The sequence below is a fragment of the Sulfitobacter sp. W074 genome (genome assembly GCF_025142275.1).
In the GTDB taxonomy this organism is placed as follows: domain Bacteria; phylum Pseudomonadota; class Alphaproteobacteria; order Rhodobacterales; family Rhodobacteraceae; genus Sulfitobacter; species Sulfitobacter profundi.
In genome coordinates this window covers 217,176-242,634 of record NZ_CP081132.1, presented here as the reverse complement: position 1 = coordinate 242,634, position 25,459 = coordinate 217,176, and the positions used below count along the sequence as shown (strand labels likewise).

General features: G+C 55.6%; 20 protein-coding genes. 16 read left to right on the top strand and 4 right to left on the bottom strand.

Going from position 1 to position 25,459, the window contains the following annotated elements:
* The first annotated feature begins 104 nt into the window (after positions 1–104).
* Together K3762_RS19270 and K3762_RS19265 are read left to right on the top strand one after the other, a co-directional pair.
* Entirely contained in the window at positions 105–719 is a 615-nt protein-coding gene (locus K3762_RS19270) for a hypothetical protein (RefSeq protein ID WP_260013143.1), read from the top strand.
* Between the two features lie 319 nt (positions 720–1,038).
* Positions 1,039–1,347, top strand: coding sequence for a hypothetical protein (locus K3762_RS19265; protein WP_260013141.1), 309 nt, complete (start codon positions 1,039–1,041; stop codon positions 1,345–1,347).
* Between the two features lie 74 nt (positions 1,348–1,421).
* Here the strand turns inward: K3762_RS19265 and K3762_RS19260 are convergent, their stop codons facing one another.
* Positions 1,422–1,958: a hypothetical protein gene (locus K3762_RS19260; RefSeq protein ID WP_260013138.1), complete on the bottom strand. Its 537-nt coding sequence runs from the start codon at positions 1,956–1,958 to the stop codon at positions 1,422–1,424.
* Positions 1,959–2,603: 645 nt separating this feature from the next.
* On the opposite strand from K3762_RS19260, the gene rfbC reads away from it, so the two are divergent.
* From rfbC to K3762_RS19210, 10 genes are all read left to right on the top strand, one after another.
* Positions 2,604–3,173, top strand: a complete 570-nt coding sequence (gene rfbC, locus K3762_RS19255) for a dTDP-4-dehydrorhamnose 3,5-epimerase (RefSeq protein WP_260013136.1) — start codon at positions 2,604–2,606, stop codon at positions 3,171–3,173.
* Positions 3,170–4,207 (top strand): dTDP-glucose 4,6-dehydratase, encoded by a 1,038-nt coding sequence (gene rfbB / locus K3762_RS19250; RefSeq protein ID WP_260013135.1) that lies wholly within the window; start codon positions 3,170–3,172, stop codon positions 4,205–4,207. The genes rfbC and rfbB overlap by 4 nt, the downstream gene beginning before the upstream one ends.
* Positions 4,204–5,046 carry a dTDP-4-dehydrorhamnose reductase gene (gene rfbD / locus K3762_RS19245; RefSeq protein ID WP_260013134.1) on the top strand — a complete coding sequence of 281 codons (843 nt, stop codon included), beginning with the start codon at positions 4,204–4,206 and terminating at the stop codon, positions 5,044–5,046. The genes rfbB and rfbD overlap by 4 nt, the downstream gene beginning before the upstream one ends.
* The gene (gene rfbA / locus K3762_RS19240; protein WP_260013133.1) at positions 5,043–5,915 is read left to right on the top strand and encodes a glucose-1-phosphate thymidylyltransferase RfbA; all 873 of its coding nucleotides are present in this window, start codon (positions 5,043–5,045) and stop codon (positions 5,913–5,915) included. Before rfbD ends, rfbA begins: the two co-directional genes overlap by 4 nt.
* An 878-nt stretch (positions 5,916–6,793) precedes the next feature.
* On the top strand, positions 6,794–7,135 hold the full coding sequence (locus K3762_RS19235; RefSeq protein WP_260013131.1) for a plasmid mobilization protein: 342 nt from the start codon (positions 6,794–6,796) through the stop codon (positions 7,133–7,135).
* Positions 7,129–8,919 (top strand): hypothetical protein, encoded by a 1,791-nt coding sequence (locus K3762_RS19230; RefSeq protein ID WP_260013130.1) that lies wholly within the window; start codon positions 7,129–7,131, stop codon positions 8,917–8,919. The genes K3762_RS19235 and K3762_RS19230 overlap by 7 nt, the downstream gene beginning before the upstream one ends.
* A gap of 290 nt (positions 8,920–9,209) precedes the next feature.
* Positions 9,210–9,383 (top strand): hypothetical protein, encoded by a 174-nt coding sequence (locus tag K3762_RS19225; RefSeq protein ID WP_260013129.1) that lies wholly within the window; start codon positions 9,210–9,212, stop codon positions 9,381–9,383.
* 324 nt (positions 9,384–9,707) lie between these two features.
* Positions 9,708–10,658: a glycosyltransferase family 2 protein gene (locus K3762_RS19220; RefSeq protein ID WP_260013128.1), complete on the top strand. Its 951-nt coding sequence runs from the start codon at positions 9,708–9,710 to the stop codon at positions 10,656–10,658.
* A 24-nt stretch (positions 10,659–10,682) separates the two neighbouring features.
* On the top strand, positions 10,683–12,638 hold the full coding sequence (gene asnB / locus K3762_RS19215) for an asparagine synthase (glutamine-hydrolyzing) (protein ID WP_260013127.1): 1,956 nt from the start codon (positions 10,683–10,685) through the stop codon (positions 12,636–12,638).
* Between the two features lie 229 nt (positions 12,639–12,867).
* A complete protein-coding gene (locus K3762_RS19210; protein ID WP_311199001.1) occupies positions 12,868–14,793 on the top strand; it encodes an acyltransferase family protein in 1,926 nt (641 codons plus the stop codon).
* 107 nt (positions 14,794–14,900) lie between these two features.
* On the opposite strand, the gene K3762_RS19205 is transcribed toward K3762_RS19210, so the two are convergent.
* Entirely contained in the window at positions 14,901–16,043 is a 1,143-nt protein-coding gene (locus K3762_RS19205) for a DUF4214 domain-containing protein (RefSeq protein ID WP_260013126.1), read from the bottom strand.
* Between the two features lie 501 nt (positions 16,044–16,544).
* Positions 16,545–17,468 carry a hypothetical protein gene (locus tag K3762_RS19200; protein ID WP_260013125.1) on the bottom strand — a complete coding sequence of 308 codons (924 nt, stop codon included), beginning with the start codon at positions 17,466–17,468 and terminating at the stop codon, positions 16,545–16,547.
* Positions 17,469–17,647: 179 nt separating this feature from the next.
* On the opposite strand from K3762_RS19200, the gene K3762_RS19195 reads away from it, so the two are divergent.
* From K3762_RS19195 to K3762_RS19185, 3 genes are all read left to right on the top strand, one after another.
* Positions 17,648–18,241, top strand: a complete 594-nt coding sequence (locus K3762_RS19195) for a thermonuclease family protein (protein WP_260013124.1) — start codon at positions 17,648–17,650, stop codon at positions 18,239–18,241.
* A gap of 135 nt (positions 18,242–18,376) precedes the next feature.
* Entirely contained in the window at positions 18,377–19,282 is a 906-nt protein-coding gene (locus K3762_RS19190; RefSeq protein ID WP_260013123.1) for a hypothetical protein, read from the top strand.
* 496 nt (positions 19,283–19,778) lie between these two features.
* A complete protein-coding gene (locus K3762_RS19185; protein WP_260013121.1) occupies positions 19,779–21,224 on the top strand; it encodes a mannose-1-phosphate guanylyltransferase/mannose-6-phosphate isomerase in 1,446 nt (481 codons plus the stop codon).
* A gap of 1,974 nt (positions 21,225–23,198) precedes the next feature.
* Here the strand turns inward: K3762_RS19185 and K3762_RS19180 are convergent.
* The gene (locus K3762_RS19180; protein WP_260013368.1) at positions 23,199–23,318 is read right to left on the bottom strand and encodes a cytochrome c; all 120 of its coding nucleotides are present in this window, start codon (positions 23,316–23,318) and stop codon (positions 23,199–23,201) included.
* A gap of 503 nt (positions 23,319–23,821) precedes the next feature.
* Between K3762_RS19180 and K3762_RS19655 the strand changes: the two genes are divergently transcribed.
* Positions 23,822–25,177 carry a DUF4214 domain-containing protein gene (locus K3762_RS19655; RefSeq protein WP_311198996.1) on the top strand — a complete coding sequence of 452 codons (1,356 nt, stop codon included), beginning with the start codon at positions 23,822–23,824 and terminating at the stop codon, positions 25,175–25,177.
* Positions 25,178–25,459: the final 282 nt, after the last annotated feature.

The window sequence follows — 25,459 nt, the reverse complement described above, 5'->3', positions numbered from 1 at the left end:
GCGACCCATAGCGGGCATTCTTGGGTTATCCACATAAAGTGCGGGGCTGTTGGCTATGCAGGCCCATAAGGTTGCCCTAGTTTCTTTTGAAAAGAGGACAGTTTATGCGCAGCACACCGATCCAAATTGCTCAGACCATTAATGCAGACCCTTCGGTCTACATGCCCACAGAGAGGCCCGCGCAAAAGGCGATGGCAAGCCAGCATCAGGTGATGGCGGGCGCGCGTTTTGACGTCGGCGGCTATATGATGGAATTTGGCCGTGCGGCGGCTTTGTATTATCATAAAGACACCCCAGCAGGAGAGTCTTTTCGCTTGGCAAAGGCGGGGGAGGCCCTGCTGGACTACCTGAAGTCCTTCGCAGCCCAGGCCAATGAACCGCCGCGTGACATCGGATGGCCCGATCCCCGGCATTCTTGGCCTCGGTATCCGACCGTGGCGGATGATCCCAAAGACCTGGCGCCTGTGCTTGCGCTGTTGGATATGCCAGGGGTGCGCTTTGTGTTCACGTGCATCTATGCAGGGGCTGGCTTTGCTATGTCGAGCAAACTGGGGCAGCTGCTGTCGCCGGAAGAGCCTTTCGTTATCCTCTCTTCGGACCGCCGAGCCTACAATGTGATCCAGAATGCGCTTAAGCAATTGGGGGGCAAGGGGATCGATCTGGCGGTCTTCTTTAAAGAGATGGCGCAGCTGGCGGCACTTGAGCAGGAGAGGGCTTAGAGGCCCTCATACCCAAAACGATCCCAAAGCGATTTTTTGGAGGAGGAAGGAGGAGACCATTGTGGTGCGGCACTTTATTGCCCTTATCCCCGCCAATTTCCGCCATGTTCGTGGTGAACAATGAGCTCAGAAACGCGCTATTGGAGCCAAAGATGACACGTTACTGGAAAAATGATCTTATCGTCATGATCGGATACAGCTCAATTGCCGCAGTGCTCGTATTCGCCACTTTATAAGATCTTTGCGCGGGCCCGACAAAGCGCGCTTCAGAAGCGCGAGAGGCGGGCCGCGCGTGGCATAACCCTAAAAGGCAGTCGTTATGATCCGGTTTGGTAAGTTCTATTTCGGATGGGCAAAGCCTGAAAGCCAGCTTCGGTATCTCCCGGAATTGATCGTTTGTCATAATGAAAAACAGGCAGAGCGTATCCGCCGGACGCTCAGGCCAGACGCTCCTGTCCGCGTTGTGACCCCTCATATCTCTCAGTTGAGGGGGAGGGTCTATGCCAAGGTTACGGTTTTGCCAGGTGTCGATCTTGATCAAGACGTAGATGGCGCTGGCAGTCTGCGCAGCATTTTACAGCATCGACAACTCATGTGGGGCGATCGGGCCATTCTGATCGAGTTGTGAGCTCAAAGCCGGCCTAGGCGTCTTGTTTTGAATCTGCACTTCACCGAGAGGCCCCCCGAACATCTTTGCGGGGCTCAGAAAGTTTTACATCCGGCTTCCACGATGGGCCCCGGAGAGACGCGGTACCCTCTTCTTGGGTTTGTGAGCACGGGCTGAATGCCTGTCAGTTTTTCCATGCAGCGATCGGCCTCGTCAGCGTTTCGTGCGCTTCCGTCGACATAAACATCTAACCATGGATGCCCCTCCCACCCGACATGGCAGGGTCCAGCTTGGGGTTTTTCCCCATCTCCGCAGAGGTCTTCGACGACCGCGTATTTGCGCAGGCGCGGGATATAGAACCGTGTACCTGGTTTGAAGTCTTCAGATATTTTGCTTCCGTCTCTCCGCCAGCCAACGGCCAAGGTCACCGGATCGTTGTAGGTCCCTATTCCGGCTGCGATGTCATGTATTATGGGCCGCCCGATAATGGCAGACGCGGGTGGTGTGTTGTCCCAGTAGCTGTAGCCCGTCAAAAAGACGGTCATGCGTCTCTCGTTGGGCAACCAGATGACACCGAGCAGCATGACAATGAAAACAGCGCGGCGCAGGTTTATATGCTTTCGGCGGCTCATAGACGGTGCTCCTTACGGATTTCCGGTGCAGGACGTCAGACCTGCCAGAAAGTTGATCTTGGGCACTATGCCGAGATGTGAGACTGTTGCAGCGTTCCACTGACCTAGCAAGTTTCAGGGTAAGCTCAGACCTGCCGCGCAGAACGGCGTTCAAACCTCACCGCTTCTCCGCGATATCCTCGTTCTTTTGGGAAAAGCCAAAGACGCTTTTAAAGGTACCCATTTACAGGACTGAGAGAAGCGATCCGTGCGTTGTTTAGGGTTTTCGGCGAGGGGGAAGACACACTTGAAGTGAGCTGGCGTAGGTTGATCCTTTGCCGGGTTCACACAAAACACGTAGATGGGTCCCTATACCGCCAAATACAGCACGATAGGACCAAAATCAAAGGCAAGCAAAAATACCTGCCGCGGCTCAGCAAAGAGCATGTAGTTGCGTTCAATTGATCAGCAAGCTTAAGTTGTTGCGCAAGTTATCGAAATGCTGAGCAGCCTAATGCCTCGTATGAGGTGCACAAATGTGCCGACCCAATTTATTCCGCCAAGCTCTTGTAGGAAGGCCGTGAGACGGCCAAACCGAACATGAGGCAAAGCGACGTTGGGGCCGGTACCGCGCCCGAAGGCTGCTGTAAGATCAGAGGTTCTACGATGCAGGTTGAAAAAACCGCCCTGGCTGGGGTCTTGATCCTCACGCCCGCCCGCCACGGGGACGCGCGCGGCTTTTTCAGCGAAAGCTGGAATGCCAAGACCTTGGCCGATGCCGGGCTTGATTATCACTTTGTGCAGGATAACCACTCTCTTTCTGAGGCGCCAAACACCCTGCGGGGCCTGCACTTTCAAACCCCGCCGCATGCGCAGGCGAAATTGGTGCGCTGTGGACGTGGCGCGCTGTTTGATGTCGCCGTGGACATCCGCCATGGCTCTCCAAGTTTCGGGCAATGGGTGGGCGTGGACCTCAGCTTTAAAAATGGGCGGCAACTGTTGATCCCGGCTGGATTTTTGCATGGGTTCATCACCCGCGAGCCGATGACAGAAATCATCTACAAATGCACCGATACCTATGCCCCTGATTGCGATGCGGCGGTCCGCTGGGATGATCCTGCGATTGGCATTGACTGGGGGCTTCAAGGACAAGCGCCGATCCTGTCTGAGAAAGACGCCAACGCGCCTTTGCTGTCCGAGATTGCTCCGCATTTTAGCTGGGAGGGCGCCGTATGAAGCTGCTTGTCACCGGCGGTGCCGGTTTTATTGGGTCTGCCGTGGTGCGACTTGCTTTGGCCCAGAGACATGCGGTGGTGAACCTCGATGCGCTGACCTATGCCGCCTGTCTCGACAACCTCGCGGAGGTTTCGGATCGGCCTGAATATGCCTTTGAGCATGCGGACATCCGGGACGAACAGGCTTTGGCCCGCATTTTCTCCGACCATGCCCCCGATGCGGTGCTTCACTTGGCAGCCGAAAGCCATGTCGATCGGTCCATCGACGGTCCGGGCGCGTTCATCGATACGAATGTGACCGGCACCTATACGCTGCTGCAGGCGGCGCGGGCCTATTGGGAGGGGCGCGGCCGGCCCGATGGGTTTCGGTTCCACCATGTCTCCACCGACGAAGTCTACGGCAGTCTCGGGGCTGAGGGGTATTTCACCGAAGAGACGCCCTATGCGCCCAACAGCCCCTATTCGGCTTCCAAAGCTGCGTCTGACCATCTCGTGCGCGCTTGGGGTGAAACTTATGGTTTGCCGGTGCTGCTGAGCAATTGCTCCAATAACTACGGGCCTTATCATTTTCCTGAGAAGCTGATCCCGGTGGTTATCCTCAACGCGTTGGCGGGCACGCCAATTCCAGTCTACGGCGCGGGCGAGAACATACGCGACTGGCTCTATGTTGAAGACCATGCCGAAGCCCTGCTGACGGTTCTGACCAAAGGGACAGTTGGGCGCAGCTATAATATCGGCGGCAACGCTGAGGCGCGCAACATCGATTTGGTGCATCAAATCTGTGCTCTTTTGGATGAATTGCGCCCCGCTAAGCAGGCTTATGCTGACCTTATCACCTTCGTCGCGGACCGACCTGGTCATGATGCACGCTATGCCATTGATGCCAGCCGCATACGCACCGAACTGGGCTGGCAGCCTTCGGTCACGCTGGAAGAGGGGTTGCGCCGCACAGTGACCTGGTACCTCGACAATCCCCGCTGGTGGCGGGCGCTGCAGGCGCGCGACGGGGTCGGGGAAAGGCTGGGCCGGGCATGAGCTTGCTTGTTTTTGGCGCCACCGGGCAGCTCGCCGTTGCGCTGCGCCGCCTCGCATATGACGCGCAATTTCTTGACCGGGCTGCAGCCGATCTAACCCATCCCGAAGCCTGCGCCGCGGTGATCCGTGCGACAGGGCCCTCCGCGGTGATCAACGCGGCGGCCTATACGGGCGTAGATCGTGCTGAGGAAGAAGAGGCTCTGGCCAGGCTCATCAACGCCGAGGCTCCTGGGGCTATGGCACGCGCCTGCGCTGAACTGGACATCCCCTTTTTGCATGTTTCGACGGACTACGTCTTTGACGGCAGCGGACATAGCCCTTGGCGCCCTGACGATCCCATCGCTCCGATTAATGCCTATGGGCGCAGTAAAGCAGATGGCGAAGCGGCTGTGCGTGCGGCCGGCGGGCCCCATGCAATTTTGAGGACATCGTGGGTGTTCTCTGCGACGGGCAGGAATTTCGTGACCACGATGCTGCAGCTGAGCGAATGCCGTGATGTGCTGAAGGTGGTTGATGACCAGATCGGGGGGCCTACCCCGGCGCTGTCCATCGCGGAAACATTGCTGCAGATGGCGGGCGCGATGAAGGCAGGGCAGGGCGGCGGCACTTATCATTACGCGGGGGCACCTGCGACTTCGTGGAAATGTTTCGCGCGCGAAACATTTGCCACTGCGGATCGGGCGGTTGAGGTGGTTGGCATTCCGACCTCAGGTTACCCGACGCCGGCAAAAAGGCCGCTGAACTCTCGTCTTGATTGCAGCGCCCTGCAGAGGGATTTCGGTATCAGCCCTCCGGACTGGCGTTTGGCGCTGGAGGATATCGTGAAGGAACTGACATGAGCGCACGCAAGGGCATTTTGCTGGCCGGCGGGTCTGGCACCCGGCTGTACCCGATCACCTTGGGCATATCCAAGCAATTGCTGCCGATCTACGATAAGCCGATGATCTATTATCCGCTGTCTGTGCTGATGCTGGCGGGCATTCGCGAGATCGCCGTCATTACCACGCCTCAGGACGCGGATCAGTTCAAACGCAGCCTGGGCGACGGCGCCCAGTGGGGACTGAACCTTACCTATATTGAGCAATCCAGCCCCGATGGGCTGGCGCAAGCCTACATCCTGGCCGAGGACTTCTTGAACGGCGCGCCTTCGGCAATGGTTTTAGGTGATAACATTTTCTTTGGGCATGGGTTGCCTGAAGCGCTGGCTGCTGCCGGTGACCTTGAAGAGGGGGGTACGGTGTTTGGGTACCGGGTTTCGGATCCGGGGCGCTATGGGGTTGTGGATTTTAATGCCGAAGGTCGCGTACGGGCAATTGTTGAAAAACCCCGCGTGCCGCCCTCGAATTACGCTGTAACGGGGCTCTACTTTCTGGATGGAACGGCCTCTAGGCGGGCGCAAGCTGTAAAACCTTCAGCCCGGGGCGAGTTGGAAATCACTTCGCTTTTGGGGATGTATCTCGAAGACGACGCACTCTGCGTGCAACAAATGGGTCGGGGGTTCGCATGGCTTGATACGGGGACCCACGGCAGCTTGTTGGATGCGGGCAATTTCGTGCGCACGCTCTCAGAGCGGCAAGGGCTTCAAGTTGGCAGCCCCGAAGAAATCGCTTTCAACAAGGGATGGATCGACGCCGAGCAACTGCGTCACCGGGCGGAGAGTTTCGCAAAAAACAGCTATGGCGCCTATCTCCTTCAGTTGCTGAAGTAGCTCTGCCAGGTTGCTTTTGCACACAGGGGCGCGTGGAGCTTTTTACCCCTCCACCATGGGGCGGGCCGGCGGGCCATAGAAACTTTGCGATGCCTTTTATCGATCCCGCTTTTGCGAAGGAGAGAAAGGCTTGCGATAGATCCCTACGCGCGTCTTTGCGCCAACCTCCGAGCCGGGGGGGGTCTTGCCCGCGCCGCTCTGGAGGTTGTCATTGTCGAGGCCGCCTTCGGGCACATTCTTGCTGTCGCCAAGACGCGCGTATCTGCGCCGTCACACCATGCCAAAAGCCTGGCGCGGCAGGCCAAGATCATCGGCGTATCCGAGAAGGATGGCTTAGGGTCTCCCATTCACGCTCTCTATTTGCTGCCAAAATCTTTATGAACGTTGCGCCGGCTGCGGGGGCGCTGCGGGCAAGGCGTTCGTTTTTATGCGACACATCGGCGCCCCCCTGCGCGCGCGCTTGAAGAGGAGACGGCTGCCTTGTCCGGGCGCATTGTCTGCTGCCACTGCACGCGCGTCTCAGTTCAAGATGCCATGGATTTCGATTTTGGTTTGCCCGGCTCATGTTGTCCGGGGATCAGGCTTTGGCGCCTTTTATATAAGAGTTTCGGCCATCCGTGGGCCTTTCAACGTTTCTGCTTGGAGCCGCCTTTTGCCCAGTGCGCGTACCCAACAGATGCGCACCGGTCCGCCGCTTTGGGACCGTCCCGTGTTGTTCGCGACACGGAGGTCGTCGGTGGGCGGCCCAAATGGGTTATCCACATCTCTTGGGCGTACTGCCCGCGCTTTTTCTTTGGATCAGTTTTACCAGAACATAGTCTTTGAGACATGCCGACGATCAAGGCCCCTCGGTTGGGCCCCATTTGGAAAGGACCAGTATGCCGCCCTGTGACAAAACCAAGAGAGCTGAACGGCTGAAGGTTAATGTGTCTTCTGCAGAGAAAGAGGTGCTGATGCAGAGGGCGGCTGCCGCCGGACGGAGTCTTTCGGACTATCTCAGACATGTGGGGCTTGGCGCCAGGACAGGGGCCTCAGCGGTGCAGGTCCTGCAACTGGTTGAGTTGCTCGATGAGGGCGTGACTCTGTTGGAGCAGATTGCACAGCATCAAGATGCACAGCAGAGCGACGGCTTGTTGGTCTTGTTTCAGCTGCAACGGATTGAGCAGCTTCTGGTGATGCTGGCACCGGTTCCTTTTGTTGCCCGGACATCCGCATGTTGATCGGTTGGTCGCCTCATCAGAGCTCTGCAGACCTGCATCAGCCGAGCTCTTATCTTCTTGACACTCAGGTGATGAAGACGGTCGGATCGCGGCGCGTCTTGGAGACCAGGCAGCCTGTTCCTGAGCTTCTGCTGGGCCGGCCCAGCATCGTACAGAGCGCGATTTCCGCGCTGCGGTTCGAGAAAAAATACCGCGTGGCGACCCTGTCATTTGCAGTCTCTGATATTGACGTCGCAGCTTTCAACGCGGGAGAGCGCCCTGCGCGCGACCCGGTGGCGGGAGCTATCGACCTGTTCTTGGAAATGGCCTTTGCCGGGGTGCCAGAGCAAAACCGCCCGCCGGTTTTTGCGGGCACACATACGCACACGGGCCGCTTGGAAATCAACATTGTGATGCCGCGTTTTATCCGGATGGAAGCCGGAGAGCTGCGCAGTTTTAACCCGCATCCGCCGATGAAGGGGAGCCAAGATGCTTGGGATGCTTTGGGCAATTTTCTGAACGATGCCTTTGGCTGGGAGAACCCGCGGTCGCCCGACAAAGCGCGCGCCGTCATAGGGCCAGATTGGCTGGAAAAGCGGGTGGCGGCGGCGCGGCGGCACGAGGTTGAGTTCACCTCCTCCGCGCCAAAGCTTTTTATGTTGCAGGGGGCAAAGAGGATCGCCGCCAGCCGCCACGGCCGGAATCGGTCCAGCTTTCTGTCTTTGATGGCAAAGGTTACGGCGGCAGCAAAATATGACCTCGAGCCAATGCCGGGGGGAGCGATCGCTTTGGTTTCTGAAACAGACCCGCATCCGCTTGTGTTGCGCGGCACATGTCTGGGCACAGAGGCTCCGAAGGCTGGGGCCCCGCCCCAGCTTTCGGTGGACAATGCTTTGTCGCAACAGTGGCGGCGGCGCGCGGCTTGGAATGCCTCCCATTATGGGAAAAGCGCTTGGGCCCTGGCCGAGCCCGACTGGGCGACGCGGGTCCAGGTGCCGCAGCTCGACGTGCCGTCATGCCACCCCGACGCGTCCCGACCCGTACAAGCACCGCACCGCTTTGCAACCGTAGCGCAGCGCCTCACGACAGGCCTGCGCCGCCTGCGCAAGCACTTGGCGCGTACCGCGGCTCTTGGCCTGATCGGGACCTGCCTCGCCACCTTTAACCGCTCGGCCTTGCGCCGCATCACAGCCAGATTGGAGACACTTTCTTATGACCACAGCACTCTACGACACACCGACCACAGCGCCTCTCGAGGTTTTGATGAAAGACCTTTGCATTCTTCTTCAGCAGGTGTTGGGGCAGCCTGCCGAGCGGGAGGTGGCAGGCCAGATCACGGCGCTGGTCTCGGAGCTGAGCGGCATTCGCACGGCGATGGAGCGGCACAGCCGCGCGCTCGAACAGGCCGCCCTGACGCTCAAAGAAGCACAGCCTGGGACAGGACAGCAGATATTAATGGGGCAGGAGCTGCAAGCGATCTCCCAGGATATCGCTTGGATCAAAGCGCAGCTCTCGCAAGACGCCTTCGCGCCATAGATATGGTCCGGGCGCTGCGGGGCGCAGCACGGACTGCCTTTGCTCAGCACGACATCATCATTGGCAGAGATCATGAGGGGGGCTTTAGTGTCGCCGGGGCCGGGGGGAGGATTGTCTTCGCGCCATCTGGAGAGATCACAGGACTGGGCGCGTTATCCCAAGACAGCTATGCGCACTTTTTGTACGCGGTCTGCGATCAGTTGCAGCTTCCGTCGAGCGCGTTGCAGCCGATGGTAGAGAACGACAACGCAATCTCGCTGAGCTTATGAGCGCCGGGGGCACTCTGGGCGAAAGGCTGGGGCGGGTCGGAGGCGTTGAATGATGGGCGTTCACAAGGAGTGAGCTGCCGATCATGTGGGGTCGTCTGTAGCTGCAGCTGCTGGCGCGCCCGTGAAGTGCCCGGGACCCCGGGCGAGAGGGTGGTGTTTGTTTGCCTCTTTGAGGCTGCGCGAGAATGGGATCTTCACAATCCAGTGGGGCACCGGCGTTTCAACAGCCGTCTTCGAAGCTCTCCCGCTTGGCAACTTACAGAAGTGAAACACGCACCGGCAAAGATCATATGACGAAGAATACGGACCCGAACATGAAAGCGGCGCAGGCGGTCCTCGGCTATTTGAGGGTGACCTTCCCCAAGCGCGTTCTGACGAACCCCGAGAAGTTCGACCGCTTTATGTTGGAGGTGACGGTGTTCATGGAAAACGGCCCCCTGGAGGTGCGCAAATTCGTGCGATGATGGACTTCGTATGATGTTTTTTATGCCGGCGCCTTGCCCGCTCTGCCTTCTCGGACCGTCTTGAGACGGCATTTCTGCCCGGGGCGGCGATCGGCTGCATCGACGGTTTTCTCTAGGCGCCCCAGCCAAGCTTGAGAGATGCGCTAAAAGACATTGATGCAATGAATTCTTGCATTGCGGGGGAGTTCTTGCCCAGTATTGCGGCCATTGATTTAAACCACAGAGTATCTGATCTGGGCCGATCTTTCGTTCGGAAAAAATAGTGTTTGGCGCAGAGGCTATGACGGGCCGGCAGGACTCATTTGTAAGAAAGCCTTAATTTTTATGAGCCGATTTGGCCGCCGCTATGCCCTGATTTCTCCTTGCCGCAACGAAGCCAGGTTCATTAAAAAGACGCTTGATAGCGTGATTGCTCAGTCTGAGCTCCCTGTGCTGTGGGTCATCGTCGACGATGGATCGACGGATGGGACCAGGGAGGTTCTCGCTGAATACAGTGCCCAATATTCTTGGATCAAGGTTGTCGAAAAGCCGGACCGGGGGCATCGGGCTGTCGGCCCGGGTGTCATTGAAGCCTTCTACGCGGGGCTTCGGACGCTCTCGTTAGATGCGTTTGATTATATCTGTAAGTTGGACGTCGATCTTGATCTGCCACCGCGGTATTTCGAGATTTTGATGGACCGGATGCAGGCGAACCCGCGCTTGGGCAGTGCGAGCGGCAAGCCTTATTACCGCGGCACGGGGGGGGCGTGGGTCAGTGAAAAATGCGGCGATGAGATGTCTGTGGGCATGACAAAATTTTACCGCACAAGCTGTTTTGAAGACATTGGTGGCTTTGTGCGTGAAGTGATGTGGGATGGGATCGACTGCCACAAGGCGCGCCAGCGTGGATGGGTGGTGCGCAGCTGGGATGAGCCTGATTTACAATTTCATCATCTGCGGCCGATGGGGTCCAGTGAGAACAATATTCTAACGGGCCGTGCGCGCCACGGGTTTGGTCAGTACTTTATGGGGTCTGATCCGCTCTATTTTACAGCCACGGCGCTGTTTCGGATGACGCGGCCGCCTTATGTCGTGGGGGGGGCTGCGATGCTGTATGGATATGCGCGGGCCTGGTGGACTGGGGCGCGCCAGTTGGATGATCCTGAGTTGCGCGATTTTATACGCGCTTATCAGCGCCAAGCCCTGCGACAGGGTAAATCAAAGACAATCGCGGCCATCGAAGCACGGCAAGAACCTCACTGGGGTGTGCAACCGCAGTCTGCCGTGGAAAAATAACGAATAGACGAGGCGCCCGCAGGTATGTGTGGATTAGTAGGTTTTCTCGGCCCCCCGCGTGCGGAGGGCGAACGGCGGTTGGCGGCCATGACGGAGCGCCTCGCCCACCGCGGACCTGATGCAAGTGGACTATGGGTGGATGCCGCCGCCGGTGTCGGGCTGGGCCATGCCAGGTTGTCGATCGTTGATTTGTCCCCCGCGGGGCATCAACCGATGGCGTCAAACTCAGGGCGTTATGTCCTCGTGTTCAACGGGGAGATCTACAATCATCTGGACCTGCGCGCGGAGCTTGAGCAAAGCGGCCGTGCGCCGGGTTGGCGGGGTCATTCTGACACAGAGGCCCTGATCGCGGGATTTGATGCCTGGGGGGTGGCCGCAACGGTCTCGCGCGCCATTGGTATGTTTGCCTTTGTCGTCTGGGACCGCGAGACACGCCAGCTTATCTTGGGCCGAGACCGCATAGGAGAGAAGCCGCTTTATTATGGCTGGCAAGGGGAGGGGTCTCACAGAACCTTCTTGTTCGGCTCGGAGCTGCGCGCGCTGCAAGCTCATCCTTCTTGTGGCGCCGAGATCGACCGAAACGCGGTCGTGCAGTTTATGCGTTATGGACATGTCAGCGGCGCGCCCGCGATCTATGCGGGTCTTTCCCGGCTGACGCCTGGGTGTTTGGCGCAAGTGTCTCTTGATCATCCCGACGTTGTGGTGACGCCCTATTGGTCGGCCGTTGAGGCGGCACAGCAGCCAAAACGAGAAGATGCCCCCCTGCAGACGATTGATGCGTTAGATGCGCTTTTGCGCGATGCTGTCAGCCGCCAGATGCTGGCCGATGTGCCGCTTGGGGCTTTCTTGTCTGGTGGCATCGATTCATCGCTCGTCGTGGGGCTCATGCAGGCGCAGTCAGAGCGGCCCATTCAAACCTTCACCATGGGGTTCCGCGAGCCGCGCTATAACGAAGCCGCGTTTGCTGCGCGTGTGGCGGCCCATCTTGGCACTGAACATACCGAGCTCTATGTCGAAGATGCAGACCTGCGAGACGTCGTACCAATGTTGCCCGACATTTATGATGAGCCTTTCGCAGATGCCTCACAAATCCCGACCTTTTTGGTCTCCAAGCTCGCCAAAGGCAGTATCAAGGTCGCCCTGTCGGGGGATGGCGGGGATGAGCTGTTTTGCGGCTACGATCGCTACCGGCAGGGTGCGGCTTTGATGCGGCGGTTGGGTGCTGTGCCAAAGCCCTTACGTGGCGCCTTGGGGGCTGCGACGCAGGCAATTCCGGCACGGTTTTGGGATCAGGCGCTAGCGCCGTTGCGTCGGGCGCCGGTTGGAAAAGAGCCAAATGGGCAATGGACGCACAGGATGGCAGATTATGTTTCCAGTACGTCGGTTGAAGACTTGCACCAGAAATTGGTCTCCCGTTGGCGCCGCCCAGAAGATCTGGTGCCAGAGGGGCGGGAGCCTCAGTGCTTTTTGAATGGGCTTGCGCCTCCAACGCAGGGCGAAAGCGCTGCCGAGCGGATGATGCTGCTAGATCAGCTCACGTATCTTCCAGATGGAATTTTGACGAAGGTAGATCGGGCGGCGATGCATGTTTCTCTGGAGACGCGAGCGCCGTTATTGGATCACAGGGTCGTGGAGTTTGCAGGCCGTCTTCCTATGTCGATGAAGCTGCGGGACAATAAGTCCAAGTGGGCGCTGCGGCAGGTGCTCTATCGCTATGTTCCTGCGGCGTTGATTGAGCGGCCCAAGATGGGATTTGAGGTGCCGGTGGGCATCTGGTTGCGGGGTCCGTTGCGGGACTGGGCCGAAGATCTGCTGTCTGTGTCACACCTGCATGATAGCGGTTATTTAGATGTTAACCTGGTGAGGCAAACATGGGTCGAACATCTCTCGGGCCGTTTTAACTTCGGTCTACAACTGTGGAATATACTTATGTTTTTATCTTGGCAGAGAAGAAACGGTCATCTGTCTGGGCTGGTTTAGGGAGAGAAGGGGCCGTTCGGATCTGCAAGCCTTTGATTGCAAAGAAAGGTGAAAGCTATTCTTTTTCGCTATTCTGGCCAAAAGCGGTGATGGCGATACCATTTGAAGCTAACCTATAGCGTGGTGATCAGTATGAGCGGAAAAGTTGTGCCTTCATGTGATAGCTGACATGACTAATGTTTTACCGTAGCATTTTGGGGTTAGTTTTTCCAAACCCGGGCAGGATAAAATTAATAAAAGTATATATAGACCGGACGTCGATGGGCTTCGTGCCGTCGCGGTGATGGCGGTGATTGCTGGGCATGCCTTTGAGGAGTGGTTTCCCAGAGGCTATCTCGGCGTGGATGTTTTCTTTGTTATATCAGGTTTTGTCATAACGCTTTCGCTCGTTTCCAGGACGAGCGCATCGTTTGGGGCCTTCTTCGCGGCCTTTTCTTTAAGGCGGATCAAAAGGCTTCTTCCGGCTATGCTGGTGTGCATCGGTCTCACCTGCGCTATCCTCTTGCTCATTGACCCGGCGCCTAAGGCATCTTTGCGCACAGGCGCCGCAGCACTGTTTGGCGCTTCTAACTTTTCGCTATATTTTCAAGAGCTTGATTATTTCTCGCCATCGATACGATACAACAGCTTCACCCATACCTGGTCCCTAGGGGTCGAAGAGCAGTTCTATCTCTTGTTCCCGATTTTATTCTGGTTTGCCTATAAGCCATCCTGGACCCAGGATGTGCAGCGGTTTCTCTTCGTTATCCTGTCGCTTAGCGTGCTGTCGTTGCTAGGGTTTGTCGTTTATCAGGCCAGTGCCCCCATGGCTGCGTACTATATGATGCCCTTGCGCTTTTGGGAGTTGGGGATCGGTGTGGCCTCTGCCGCAATTCTCTATCACCGCCCTGACATGTTGCAGAATGCGGGGCGGTTCTTACCGGCGCCGATCTTGATTGCCGCCATGACCATGGTCTTCATCGTGCCTTTAGGCGGTGCGTTCGTTGGCCATATCTTGATCGTCGTCTTGACCACTGCGTTGCTTTTTGTCGGCGTCAAGAATGAGGATCAGACCCGTCTGCTGACGAATAGGCCCGCGCGCTACGTGGGCAATATTTCTTATTCTTTGTACCTCTGGCACTGGCCATTTTTGGCGTTTGGCCTTTTGGCCCCCTATAGTCTCTGGGCGAACCCTGTGGTGAGCATATGCAGCGCATTTCTTGCCGCTATCTTATCCTACCACTTTGTGGAACAGCCCTTTCAAAGGGTTAAAACGCCCCAACCGAAGCTTTGGCATTTTGCAGGGGCCTTTGCATCTGTCCTATGTGTGATTGCTCTTGTTGCAGCGGGGAACTCTTATCGCAAATCTTCGGGGGGCTCTCGTATCGAAGCTGCGATGCATCCGGAATTCTTGGCCCTGCCGGGCAGTGGTCTGCCCTTTAATCCCACTTGCGTCGTGGATGGACGTAGCAGACAGCTAAAGCCCGATACGTTCGACAATTGCACTTTTGCCCCCCTGGCTCGCGAGGAAAAAACACTCTGGGCAATGGGCGACAGCCATGCAGGCCATCTGCAAGGTGCCTTGCTCAGGCTGCGGGAGGATTATGGCTATGGCGTCCATTTGGTTGAGACGCCTGGAAAGAGTTTTCCTGTGGTTGAGGCCGGCGGCTTCGCGCCCCGCTCGAAACTTTTTCAGGAGGTACAGCGCAACTGGAAGCCTGGAGATATTGTCGTCTTATCGCGCCTTTACTTCTCGCGCACCGATCCGTTGAGTGTCCGCCAGACATTTGGCAGATGGATTGAGGAGGTCGGCTCCTTCGCGGACGAACTGGAGCGTCTTGGGATTGGTCTGCTCTTGGTAGGCCCGCCCCCCATGTTCATGTTTGAAGACATACGTGCCTGTGTTCCTGACGATGAGCTTAGTTGCTCAATAGACCGCAGCAGACTGGAGGAGCTGACCGATATTGTACATCGTGACCTCAGCCGTCTTGCAGGCAGGCATGAGAATGCTGAGTTTATAGATATATTCTCAAAGCTTTGTCCCCCGACTTCGAAGGTCTGTAGCCCAAACCAAGATGGCTATTTTATATTTCGAGACCGGGACCATCTGAACGTCGAAGGAGCGGCGCAGATATCACAGCATCTTCAGACGGCTATCGAGGTCCTAGAGAAATAGGGGGGCGTGTTCCTATAAAAGGGAAGGGCAGTCACCGCACGATCCTGCTCGGGCGGTCTCGTGATTGGAGGGAATGCGTAGGGGGCGGCGTTGGCCTCGCGGGCCCATCAGACATACCAGATACCGTCGTCCACAGCGCCGGCGACTTTGAGGATGTTCTCCTGGGAGTCGGTAAAATGCTGAAGGATCATAGACCGGCTGAGGCCGTTTTCTTGCTGCTCGCTCCAAAAATCAAAGCCTGCTTGATCGGGGTTCCTGTCGAGAACGTTGTTGTAGAGCGAGCTCAGAAAGGCGTCATCTTGCAGGCTTTCAGGGTTTCCGTATCTACCCTCGAACTCTTCGGATCCGATAAAGTAGCTCGCCATTTGCTGTAGGGTAATTGTCCCTGCATCGAAATGCCGAAGCCAGAACCCCAGGCCTTCAGGGTCGGGGGCGCGATCAAAGGCTGCTTGATATAACCGGAATGTCGTACCGGCCGTACCGCTGGTATCGAACGCGAGATACCCGTCATCGAACTGTAGCCGCTCAACGTTCTTTAGGGTGTGCGTAATGCCGGAACCTGAGGCGTGGACGCTAATATTAAGCTGGTTGTCATCGGTGATCGCGTAAAGCTCTGAGGTGCCATTGAAGCGAACGGTATCAAGCCCTGCAAACCCGTCTATAACATCTGCCCCCTCTGTCGCGATGAACATATCGCTTTGAATGCTTCCAGCTGTTCTTGCCCCATAGATGATCTGGGCTCCTTCGATGTCATGTGCTGTCAGGCCAGATACCTTTTCCAAGGTTGGGTACATGAGGGTGTTAGGATCATCTGTATGTAGTAAGCCCATGGTGTGGCCGATTTCATGCAGGGCCGTCGCGTAAAAATTTATGTCACTGGTCGTAGGGGTTTTGCTTGTGGACCAGCTTTCTGCGAGATCAAACCGGATTTCGGCTTCTGTGACGCTGTAAAGAGATGTCGTTGTTTTGCTCAGTTGAGACTTGGCATTGCCGATCACCCCATAGGCTCCATCAATCGCATCCCACCCCAAGCGTAAATTGCTTTGTGAGCCATCAACCACTTCGACAAAATCAATGTTTGCAACGTTCTCCCATGCCTGAAACGCATCGCGTATGAGCCCTTGGTAAAGGGGGTTTGTGATCTCTCCGGTGAAGGCGACCCCGGTGGTGGCAAAGCTCCAGTTTACGATACCTCCTGCATGACCCTTCTCGCCGTGACCCCATTTGTAGTCGCTTAAGGTATAGCTCATGTAGGATCGCTCTCTTGCAGGTGGAATGCTGTTCTCATGGAGAAAGGATAGCCAATAAGGCTGAGTGCGCATAGCAGCTGTGCGCTATTTGGAGGCTTCATTACTGTGCCACCAGCGTTCAGGCAAGTGATCTGAATGAGGTGCAAACGATGAGCGTTTTTGCGCTTGCCGCGGCTCTCGCTTCTGGCTGTGAGCGGAAGTAAGAACAGGAAATGGGTTGCCCCATTTCCTGTCCCAGTGTGCCCTTGGAGCGCACGAGGTAAAACCGCTTAGGGCATTACGGAGCCCTTAAAACCTTATAACGCGCAAAATGCCAGTAAGATTTGGGATTTCCAGTTGATCGTCAGGCGTTCCAGCCCCTCACCAAATAGATCACCCTCCACAGATAGATAGGATCAACTTTCGTAAGGCCATATGTAAGTGAGGGCTGTCAGCCTTTGAGGTCGCCTCCTTAAAACGTTATTTTTTGAGCGGCAGACTATAGCTATAAGTTTATGGTGCTTACACGGTATTAGAGTTGCGCCTGTTTTGGCGGCGTAACAGACGAATTTTCCAGTTGGTAAAATCGGCAGGCAAACCAGAAATCACACGTTCTACTAGGTCATAATGTCCTTTGGCGCTGGCGCGCTCAAGCATGCGGTAGACATAAACCGGCGTTGCCATTCTTGCGCGCAGTAGCTTGTGAAATTGTGTCGTTGTCATTGAGCCTTCTAGCATTCCTTGAACCAGCGGTTTCAGGATCCCCATCCGCTTGAGACTGGGGGGCACCTTATGGGTAAGATCGGGCCAAGCAAAATGAATGACTTGGGGGCCATGAAGGCGCCGCGCATGTAGCAGGTCCCCACGCACTGTCGGGTCATAGACTAAATATGCTTTTCCTGCAGCAGGCAGACTTTGGGCAGCATCGCGCCATTCTGGCGTCGACCAGTCAAGGCTGCGACGCGCATAACGATACCGTTTCTCGAATGGTGCATCTAAAGCAGAAAGCGACGATTGGGGTGCAAATGCCACCACAGTGCAGCCAGGAGCCAACGGCGCGAACAGGCAGGCACCATAACCGCCCATCGATGCCCCATACATCGATACCGCTGGATAACTGCTAAATAGGCCTTGATCGCGCAATACTGTCAGGTGGTCAGAGAGTTCGGTCGAACGGAACCAGTCGTTGGCTTTGGTCATCACCCCAAGCGACCCCCATCCCAGTCCTCGTGCAAGATCATGCCCCCAAGGCTTCCGAGCCCCCTCGGACCTCAGAGAAGACAGATTATCAAAACTAACCAAGAGCCGGTCTTTACCCGGAAAATGTGCGATGACGTGGCGTTCGGTTTCGTGGAAACTGCCGCCTGCCGTTTCCACCTCCTGCTTAATCCATTCGAAGTTGAGGTTTTTATGGTCGTCAGTTTTCTTCGAGCTGAATTCATTCACAGTAATACTAAATCTTTTCAGTAGCTTAAGGCGGTTGCGTTCAGGCGCTCGTTTTAGACCTTTTTAGAGAGGGCACCAATTTTTGGTTAAGCCCATCTATACCCCGTTGCCAGTGAATATTTGAAGAGAACAAGTTGACGACTATGTTTCTCTAAGGGTGGTTTAAAAAGGCCTGATTGATGGAAATCATATTCATTATCCTAGCAATAGTGGTGGTAGCTGTCCTTTGGGTCCGCCATGGTTTTCCAAGAGAGACTCAAACTCATAGCTCACATCGTCCGGAATTTCGGAATAACGTGAGACGAAGGAGAACGTTTAACACAGCAACCGCACAGCCAGTGCCAACAAAAGTTGAGCTAGAAGGACCAGCATATGTGGTTGATGGAGATACAATAGTCATTCAAAAAACTCAGATACGACTGTTTGGCGTCGATGCACCTGAGCTAAATCACCCGTTCGGTAAAAAAGCCAAATGGGCGCTGGTTTCGCTGTGTAAGGGGCACCAGATTCGCGCAGAAATTACGGCACAAGACGATTATGGCCGTACTGTAGCAAAGTGCTATCTGCCTGATGGGCGTGACCTTTCTGCTGAAATGACCAAGCTTGGCTTGGCCATTGATTGGCCTAAGTTTTCCGGCGGAGCGTATCGTGCATTTGAAACGCAGGATGTAAGGAAAAAGCTTTGGCTCGCTCACGCGAGGCAAAAAGGCCATATGCAAGTGTGGGAGAAATTTGAGGCGCAGCAAGCCGCTAAGGCCGAGACAGATAGCTGACCTGTGTAAAAAAAGCTGTCGCTCCAAAGAAGCGTCTTTATACTCCTGGAAGAGCACTTAAGGCGCTCATTTCTTCAGATAGCGAACTCGTCGTGCATGGTGCATTATTGGCCCACCTTTTAGGGGAAGAAAACCATGTCCGAACATCGCAATTCCGTCCACGCTTTTGGGACGGCAGATGCCAAGGCGATGCAAAGCAGAGCGCGAACAACCCTGATCCACCTGATTGCGTTGATGGAGGCGGAGTTTTTAGAAGAGGGGCAGCTTCAAAGCCTACCGGACAGCATGCGACCTAAGCAGTGCTTAAAAGACCTTCCCAGCAATTGGTTTTCCAAACCCATAGGTCGTGTGGATTGGGCCGCTCTGGAGGGGGAAGCGAAATCCACCATTGCGGATTATCAAGATCTTCTTTTTTGCCTGCATGCCGTGCGGCAGTTCAAACTCAAGACGGCCGAGATATATGCCCAGGTCGGCGCAAGGGAAAGCACGCCTGTGGTGTTTAAAGAGCAACTGCAGGGTGAAATCCACACGTTGCGGTCGGCTATTGTCAGGATCGCTTTGCGTGCATGCGCCATCTCAGATGAGATGTTGCCAGGGGCAAAGAAAGAAGGGGGCTCTGAACAGGTCAGAGATTATGGTCGGGGGCACTATGCGTATCAGATCAAGAGCAGTGCTAGGGATGTCTCCCTTGACCGAGGGGACCATGGCGATGAGCTCGCGGTGCCAGCTGAGTGCTGCGCCTTAGGCTGCATACCGCGGCTGGTGGTCTTAGATGCGAGGGGGCCTTTTGCCTTGAATGACTTGGTGAGGGCTTACGAGAGCTATGGCGGGGAGGTTTTTCGGGGCGAAGCCGCATGGGCACATGTCGCCGAGCAAGCAAGTGGAAACCTGCGGATCTGCATCAACCGCTACTGCCGTGACCCTTTGTCTTTGATCCCCCTGACAAGGCATTTTGTAACCTCGCCGGGGATCGTGGACACAGCGCCTAGAGCTGCCTTCGCCCCCCAGTGGGCGAGAATGGCGGTGATGGGGCGTTGCTAAGCCTGCTTTCGGGACTGTTATGCAGACAATCGGGCCTTTCGCGTCAAGCGCGAAAAAGCGGCAGCGAAGAACGTGCCCAGCCAAATTGGGTGATGGTGGTATTGCTTTTGCGCAACCATTTATGGCCATCGCGGCGTGTGGGCGGCCCAACGTTGACACGATAAGCGCCCATACAGGAACGTTGCGAAAAACGAATAAGGGCAGTCGATCATGAAATTGTATTTTGCAGGACTTTTTCTATGCGCCGTTCTGGCGGGGTGTGGCGAGACCGCGCCCTTCGGTGAAGCGATCGCGCAGGGGTGATTTTAGGTTTCCGGTCATACTTTTGAGCCAGGTCCTGCAACATTTTCTTCTCTCGATCCCGGCATCCAGCACTGACGTCAAGGACCTAAAAGCTTCCACTGGCTTGGAAAAGGGGCTGTAGGAAACCTATGATTGATTTATGGCTGGCCCGCGTGCCAATCACTCCTAATCTGCCAGTTCTAAGGATATTTCCATGACCCATATTGTTCACCCGGTGCTCTTAGCTGGCGGCTCTGGAACCCGGCTTTGGCCCTTGTCGCGCAAAAGCTACCCTAAACAGTTCGCCAAGCTAATGGGAGAGAATAGCCTGTTTCAGGCCTCTGCGCAGCGGCTGAGCGGAGCGGGTTTTGCGGCACCGGTGGTCCTGACGGGGGCAGATTACCGATTTGTCGTCACAGAGCAGTTGGCCGCAGTAGAGATTGCGCCCGCGGACATTCTTATTGAGCCGGAAGGACGCAACACTGCCCCTGCTATTTTGGCAGCTGCCTTGAGCCTGGCTGCGCGTGCCCCCGAGGCACTGATGCTCGTGGCACCTTCTGATCACGTCATCCCTGACACGGCCGCCTTCCGGGCAGCCGTGCAGTCAGCGACCGCCGAGGCCCAAGAGGGCCAGCTTGTGACTTTTGGCATTCGCCCTAACCGTGCGGAAACCGGATATGGTTGGCTAGAGATGAGCAGTCCAAGCGTAGATTTTGCGCCAAAGCCGCAACCGCTCAAAGGTTTTGTGGAAAAACCCGACCATGCCACTGCAGAAGCGATGTTGAAGGGGGGGCAGTACCTGTGGAACGCAGGTATTTTCCTGTTCTCGGTAAAATCTATCATCGCAGCTTTTGAAGCCTATGCGCCTGACATGCTGGCTCACGTGCGGGCGGCCATGGACCAGGCTGAGCAAGATCTCGGCTTTACCCGGCTGTCGCCGGAGGCTTGGGCGCAGGTTGCGGAAGACTCGATTGACTATGCGATCATGGAGAGGGCTGACAATCTTACAGTGGTGCCTTACGGGGGCGCTTGGTCGGATTTGGGGGGGTGGGATGCCGTTTGGCGCGAAACCGGGCCCGACGAGTCTGGTCTGGTGGTGTCGCAGTCGGCGACGGCAATTGATTGTCATGATACATTGCTGCGTGCAGAAGATCCGCAACAACATCTTGTTGGCATTGGACTGCGCGATATTATTGCGGTGGCAATGCCCGATGCGGTGCTCGTGGCCCACAAAGACCGTGCACAGGACGTCAAAAAAGCGGTTGCTGCTTTGAAGGCGAAGGGGGCTACCCAGGCGGAAACCCTCCCGCGCGACTTTCGCCCGTGGGGGTGGTTCCAAAGTCTTGTGGTGGGCTCACGGTTTCAAGTTAAGAAGATTTCGGTGCACCCTGGGGCTGCGCTTAGCCTGCAAAGTCATCACCATCGCTCTGAGCACTGGATCGTGGTGGAGGGTACAGCCAAGGTAACCATCGGGGATGAGGTGAAGTTGGTGAGTGAAAACCAGTCGGTTTATATTCCCCTGGGGGCCACGCATAGAATGGAGAACCCCGGCAAAGTGCCGATGGTTTTGATTGAAGTTCAGACGGGGAGCTATCTCGGCGAGGATGATATTATCCGCTATGAGGATGTCTATGCGCGCGGACAGGGTGCGAAGGGCTGACGACAAAGTGGATTTTGCTTCCAGATCCTCTCCGAGTGATGCTGGGGGTAGCCTGTGGAGAGCAGGGGACCAAGGGCTGCCCGTAAATTTTGCGCAGAGACGTGCTCTGTTTAGCGTCCCTGGTAGCTTTACGCAGTTCGCTCCGGTGGGTATAGTAAGCGCTATTAGTTGTTAGGAAATTCCAGATGGTCCGAACTATTTTAGTTAGTAAATATATTCAGATTCAGGGCGCTTTTGTTCGTGCGTTGGAGAATGGTAACATTATTGTATCTACTGGAAACGGTCAGTTTGAAGGTCAGCCAGTCGGCATTGAACCTAAGACCTCTTCACATGTAGTGCTTGCAGTCTCCTAAAACGCCGATGTGACCACAGGGGCGCATTTCGCCGGTTGCTGGATCGCGCATCAGGGGGAGCTCTCCTTTTTCGTAGGAGGAGCAGGCTGTAAGGAGCAAGGCAGACATAAGGATAAGGAGCTTCATTTAATGACTTCTTGGTTATGTTTCCAAAGCGCCGGATGTCTTAGCCAGTCTAGGCTTCTATACAAGTTTACCGTTTGAGCGTCCAAGAGAAAGTTGGCGCTCAAACTGCGGGTTGCACCAAGCTCCCCCCGCATTTGCGTCAGTGTCTATAGCTTGGACAGGCTTTTGGCCTAGGTCATTCGATACAAGCCCGGGGCACCTTTGCGAGAAACATCTGTAATTGAATGGGGCATGTAAAAAGAGGTGCCAAAGCGAACAAACATGACCCTTGGAGAGGCGCCTCTAGAGCCAGCAACGCTGGCAGAGGTTTTGGGGTGTTTGGAAGACATGAGGGCGGAAGATATTTCTTGTAGTCCGCGTTTGGCAGGCAACATTATGTCAGATGCCGCTCTTGTGATCCGTGCGCTTGCGGATCGGGCAGGCATTAGCCTTGAACAAAAGGAGTGATCCGAGTGACGATTGGGTGTTCTGCGTTGGGGTTTATGGCGTCAGTGGCTTTCAGCGGCGGTTATGAATAGGTAGCGTGTATTGTGCTGTTCATCGCTTTGATCTCGGCGCTCGCTTAGCCATAGGGGAGAAGAAGATGGCGCGGCTAACTTGGAAAGAGCCTGACAGGGCGCAGGGAGCAAAATCCTGGTTGCTTCGACCTCTCTGTTGGGTTTTTGGTCACGGCTTTTATCAGGCAGATAACGAAACCTGGGTTGATGCCACTTTGATATGCCCCAGGTGCGGGCAAAGACATTCTCGGTAGGGAGCCCTATGCACGCATTCTTGGCCTCTCTTGAGCAATGCATAGAAGGTGAGAACAGGCATGCTGCGATCTGTCTCACCCTTGTTCTGCCTGAGATGGCTGGGGCTGTTGAAAGCCCACAGCTTGAGCCGCGCCAAAGGTATTCTGAGTGGTTTGATCAGTGGGTTGGAGGGAAGTATCGAACAAGCCTCTTATCGGGACCGCGTACATTTCTGTCTGGGAGTGATTGCTATGCGTTGAAATGCGCGATGCTTTATCAAGGCCTAGAAGCCAACGCCACGTGGCCACATGCCAGTGCGAATGACCTCAGCCGGTATGCTTTTGTCTTAGATTCTGAGGCGCATTGCACCCATAAGAACCGAGTTCTCCAGGTGTCCCTAGACCTCTTCTGTCGCGATGTCCTGGCGGGGGGGAGAGCGTGGCTGAGCGCTATCGAAAAAGACTCGCGTAAAGCCGCACGACTGAAGCAGGGCCTAAATTTGCAGCCTTTCAACGAACAATAGAGGCATTTGAGGTGCCGCGGATTTTAACGCTGGATGCTTTCCAGATAGACAAGCAATCCCGCCAGGTCCCGCGGCGTTGGTGTTAGAATGCCATTTATCTCGACGGGCACCGTATCGTTTGCCATTGCCCCGCCAAATTGTGGCATAACGCGGCCCAAGTCGCGCTGCTCTGGGTGGCCATAAATATAGCTCAATGCCCATGCACGCGGAAAATTCCCGCCATTTTTGCGGGCCAGAAGGGTCAAATCTGTAGGGATGCATCGAGTTCTTTAGCTAAAGGCCCGTTCCCGCGCCCTGACATTCCATGGCACGAAACGCAGTTTTCAGCGTAGAATTTGGCACCATCAGGTGCTTCAGGCATTGAGGGCACTGTACAGGCCGCGATCACAACGCCGGTGGCGGCCAGTAGGAATAGAGGGGGTTTGAATGATGACATATCTACTCCTTATGGATCGGTTATAAGCGAATACGCTTAAGGATCCAGTGTGTTTGGACGAAAGGAGCTTGGCGTTGGGTTTCTTGTGCTGCTTGCTTGGCGCGTCGACATCTCGCTGTGCAAAGCGCTGGCCATTCTGGTCTGCGGTAACGCGTGGATAACGACGGATACGCGTTTATCCGGTTTTTAGGGTGTTATGGCGCAGCCTAGCTAAACGTCTGCAAAAGTGCTCCTCGAAACTGCGCGGCGAGGGCGGGGGCTTGGGATCATTATCTGACGCGCGGCCTGCGTTGCATAGGTTTGTGCCGCAACTTTGGATTGAACTTAGTCAAGCCGCTTTATTGCATTTTGCAGCATATTTTCCCGTTGCGACTGGCTGGCGCTTGAGGTTCCTTTAAAAAATTAACGACGTTAAGGACCCAATTAAAATGATCACCTATACCCTTTATGCCATTGAAGAAACTTTCGGCGTTGCGGATCAGCATGATGTTATTGCTGTCCGTCCGACTGAGATCACAATGACTTTTGAAGACGGCGCTTCGGCGCTCAGGTTTAGAACCGATTTAAACCGGAGCGAGTATGACGGCCTATCTGTGTTTACGTCGCATCCGGATGAGTTGATCCTTGGTGGTGTGCCGTTCGAGCCAGGTCGCTACACATTGGATATGATGAATATTTCCTGGGGGGATGGGAAGCAAAGCCAGGTCATGGTGTTCGATTCTGTTCAGCATTTGAAAGTCTGGCAAGTTTGGCTGGGAGGTGATCCTCTTCCTGAGCCCGAAAGCGCCCAACAGGCCAAAGACTTTGTGCATAGCATTAACGAGGTGTCGTTCCTGCCAACAGGCTCGATCCCGTTTTTTGAGATCGCATCGCTCTTGGATGCTTCGGTCGATACCCCTTCTATGCCCGACATTGTCGATTTGCTTTTGGAGGGGACAGATGCAGCGGACACCTTGGCCGGGGATGAGGGCAACGATACTCTCGACGGTGGCGCCGGCGATGACCTTCTTAATGGGGGAAGTGGGCTCGATACGGCTGTCTTTTCCGGTGAGCAGGCCAACTATACACTGACGCTCAGCCCCACCGGGATGACGGTCATGGACCGGCGCGGTGCTGGGGACGGTACGGATCAGCTCATTGATATCGAGCTTCTGAATTTTGGCGCGCAAGATGGTTCTTTTGACCTCACCAAATTTGCAGGTCCGACCGGTCTCACGGAAGATGTGTTCGAGAGCTTCATCGAGCTTTATATTGCTTATTTCAATCGGGCACCGGACGCTGTTGGGTTGAACTTCTGGGGAACGGCTTACGCAAATGGGACGTCGTTGGAAGAGATGGCGACCCTCTTTATCGATCAGGACGAGACACGCGAGATCTATGTAGCAGGTACATCCAACGAAGAGTTCGCCAGTTCCGTCTATGACAACGTCCTTGGGCGCACCCCGGACCAGGAGGGGTTCGATTTTTGGGTGAAGATCCTCGATGAGGGGCAGGTGTCGAGAGACCAGTTCATTCTTGAAGTGTTGCGGGGGGTTCAAGATCAGTCTGACGACAGGACGTTTCTCGACAATAAGGTCGATCTGGGCGCGTATTTTGCCGTCCATAAGGGCATGTCGGGCGTTGAAAGCGCTTCAGCTGCGATGGCGCTCTTTGACGGTACCCCCGAAGGCCTTGATGCTGCTGTAAGTGCGATTGATGGGTTCTATCAGGCTGCATCGGATGCGGAGACAGGGGAATTTTTGATGCCCTTGGTTGGCGTCCTAGATGACCCGTTTATGATTTAAGGCTCTAAGAAGGGTGGGCCAGTAAACTGGTCAAGGCTGGCCCCCCCCCTACCATTTTGCGCTCCTGCGCCGCGTGTTGCGCGCTTTAAAATCGCCAGCGATCTACTGGCAAGGCGATGCCCCACGTCTAGGTGGTTTGCTGCAGCGGATCAACGCGTGTTCGAACTTGTTGTGTGTTTGCAAACTCTTAGCGCTTGACTGGGGGCACATGCTCCTTTTCGGAGCAGACGGCCATGGAGCGCGTGGCAAGTATTTTATCAAACGCACGCTTAATGCAACAGA

Bases quoted from the DNA above. Each gene is read 5' to 3' on its own strand.
- K3762_RS19270 (WP_260013143.1), top strand. From the start codon at position 105: ATGCGCAGCACACCGATCCAAATTGCTCAGACCATTAATGCAGACCCT.
- K3762_RS19265 (WP_260013141.1), top strand. From the start codon at position 1,039: ATGATCCGGTTTGGTAAGTTCTATTTCGGATGGGCAAAGCCTGAAAGC.
- K3762_RS19260 (WP_260013138.1), bottom strand. From the start codon at position 1,958: ATGAGCCGCCGAAAGCATATAAACCTGCGCCGCGCTGTTTTCATTGTC.
- rfbC (WP_260013136.1), top strand. From the start codon at position 2,604: ATGCAGGTTGAAAAAACCGCCCTGGCTGGGGTCTTGATCCTCACGCCC.
- rfbB (WP_260013135.1), top strand. From the start codon at position 3,170: ATGAAGCTGCTTGTCACCGGCGGTGCCGGTTTTATTGGGTCTGCCGTG.
- rfbD (WP_260013134.1), top strand. From the start codon at position 4,204: ATGAGCTTGCTTGTTTTTGGCGCCACCGGGCAGCTCGCCGTTGCGCTG.
- rfbA (WP_260013133.1), top strand. From the start codon at position 5,043: ATGAGCGCACGCAAGGGCATTTTGCTGGCCGGCGGGTCTGGCACCCGG.
- K3762_RS19235 (WP_260013131.1), top strand. From the start codon at position 6,794: ATGCCGCCCTGTGACAAAACCAAGAGAGCTGAACGGCTGAAGGTTAAT.
- K3762_RS19230 (WP_260013130.1), top strand. From the start codon at position 7,129: ATGTTGATCGGTTGGTCGCCTCATCAGAGCTCTGCAGACCTGCATCAG.
- K3762_RS19225 (WP_260013129.1), top strand. From the start codon at position 9,210: ATGACGAAGAATACGGACCCGAACATGAAAGCGGCGCAGGCGGTCCTC.
- K3762_RS19220 (WP_260013128.1), top strand. From the start codon at position 9,708: ATGAGCCGATTTGGCCGCCGCTATGCCCTGATTTCTCCTTGCCGCAAC.
- asnB (WP_260013127.1), top strand. From the start codon at position 10,683: ATGTGTGGATTAGTAGGTTTTCTCGGCCCCCCGCGTGCGGAGGGCGAA.
- K3762_RS19205 (WP_260013126.1), bottom strand. From the start codon at position 16,043: ATGAGCTATACCTTAAGCGACTACAAATGGGGTCACGGCGAGAAGGGT.
- K3762_RS19195 (WP_260013124.1), top strand. From the start codon at position 17,648: ATGGAAATCATATTCATTATCCTAGCAATAGTGGTGGTAGCTGTCCTT.
- K3762_RS19190 (WP_260013123.1), top strand. From the start codon at position 18,377: ATGTCCGAACATCGCAATTCCGTCCACGCTTTTGGGACGGCAGATGCC.
- K3762_RS19185 (WP_260013121.1), top strand. From the start codon at position 19,779: ATGACCCATATTGTTCACCCGGTGCTCTTAGCTGGCGGCTCTGGAACC.
- K3762_RS19180 (WP_260013368.1), bottom strand. From the start codon at position 23,318: ATGCCTGAAGCACCTGATGGTGCCAAATTCTACGCTGAAAACTGCGTT.
- K3762_RS19655 (WP_311198996.1), top strand. From the start codon at position 23,822: ATGATCACCTATACCCTTTATGCCATTGAAGAAACTTTCGGCGTTGCG.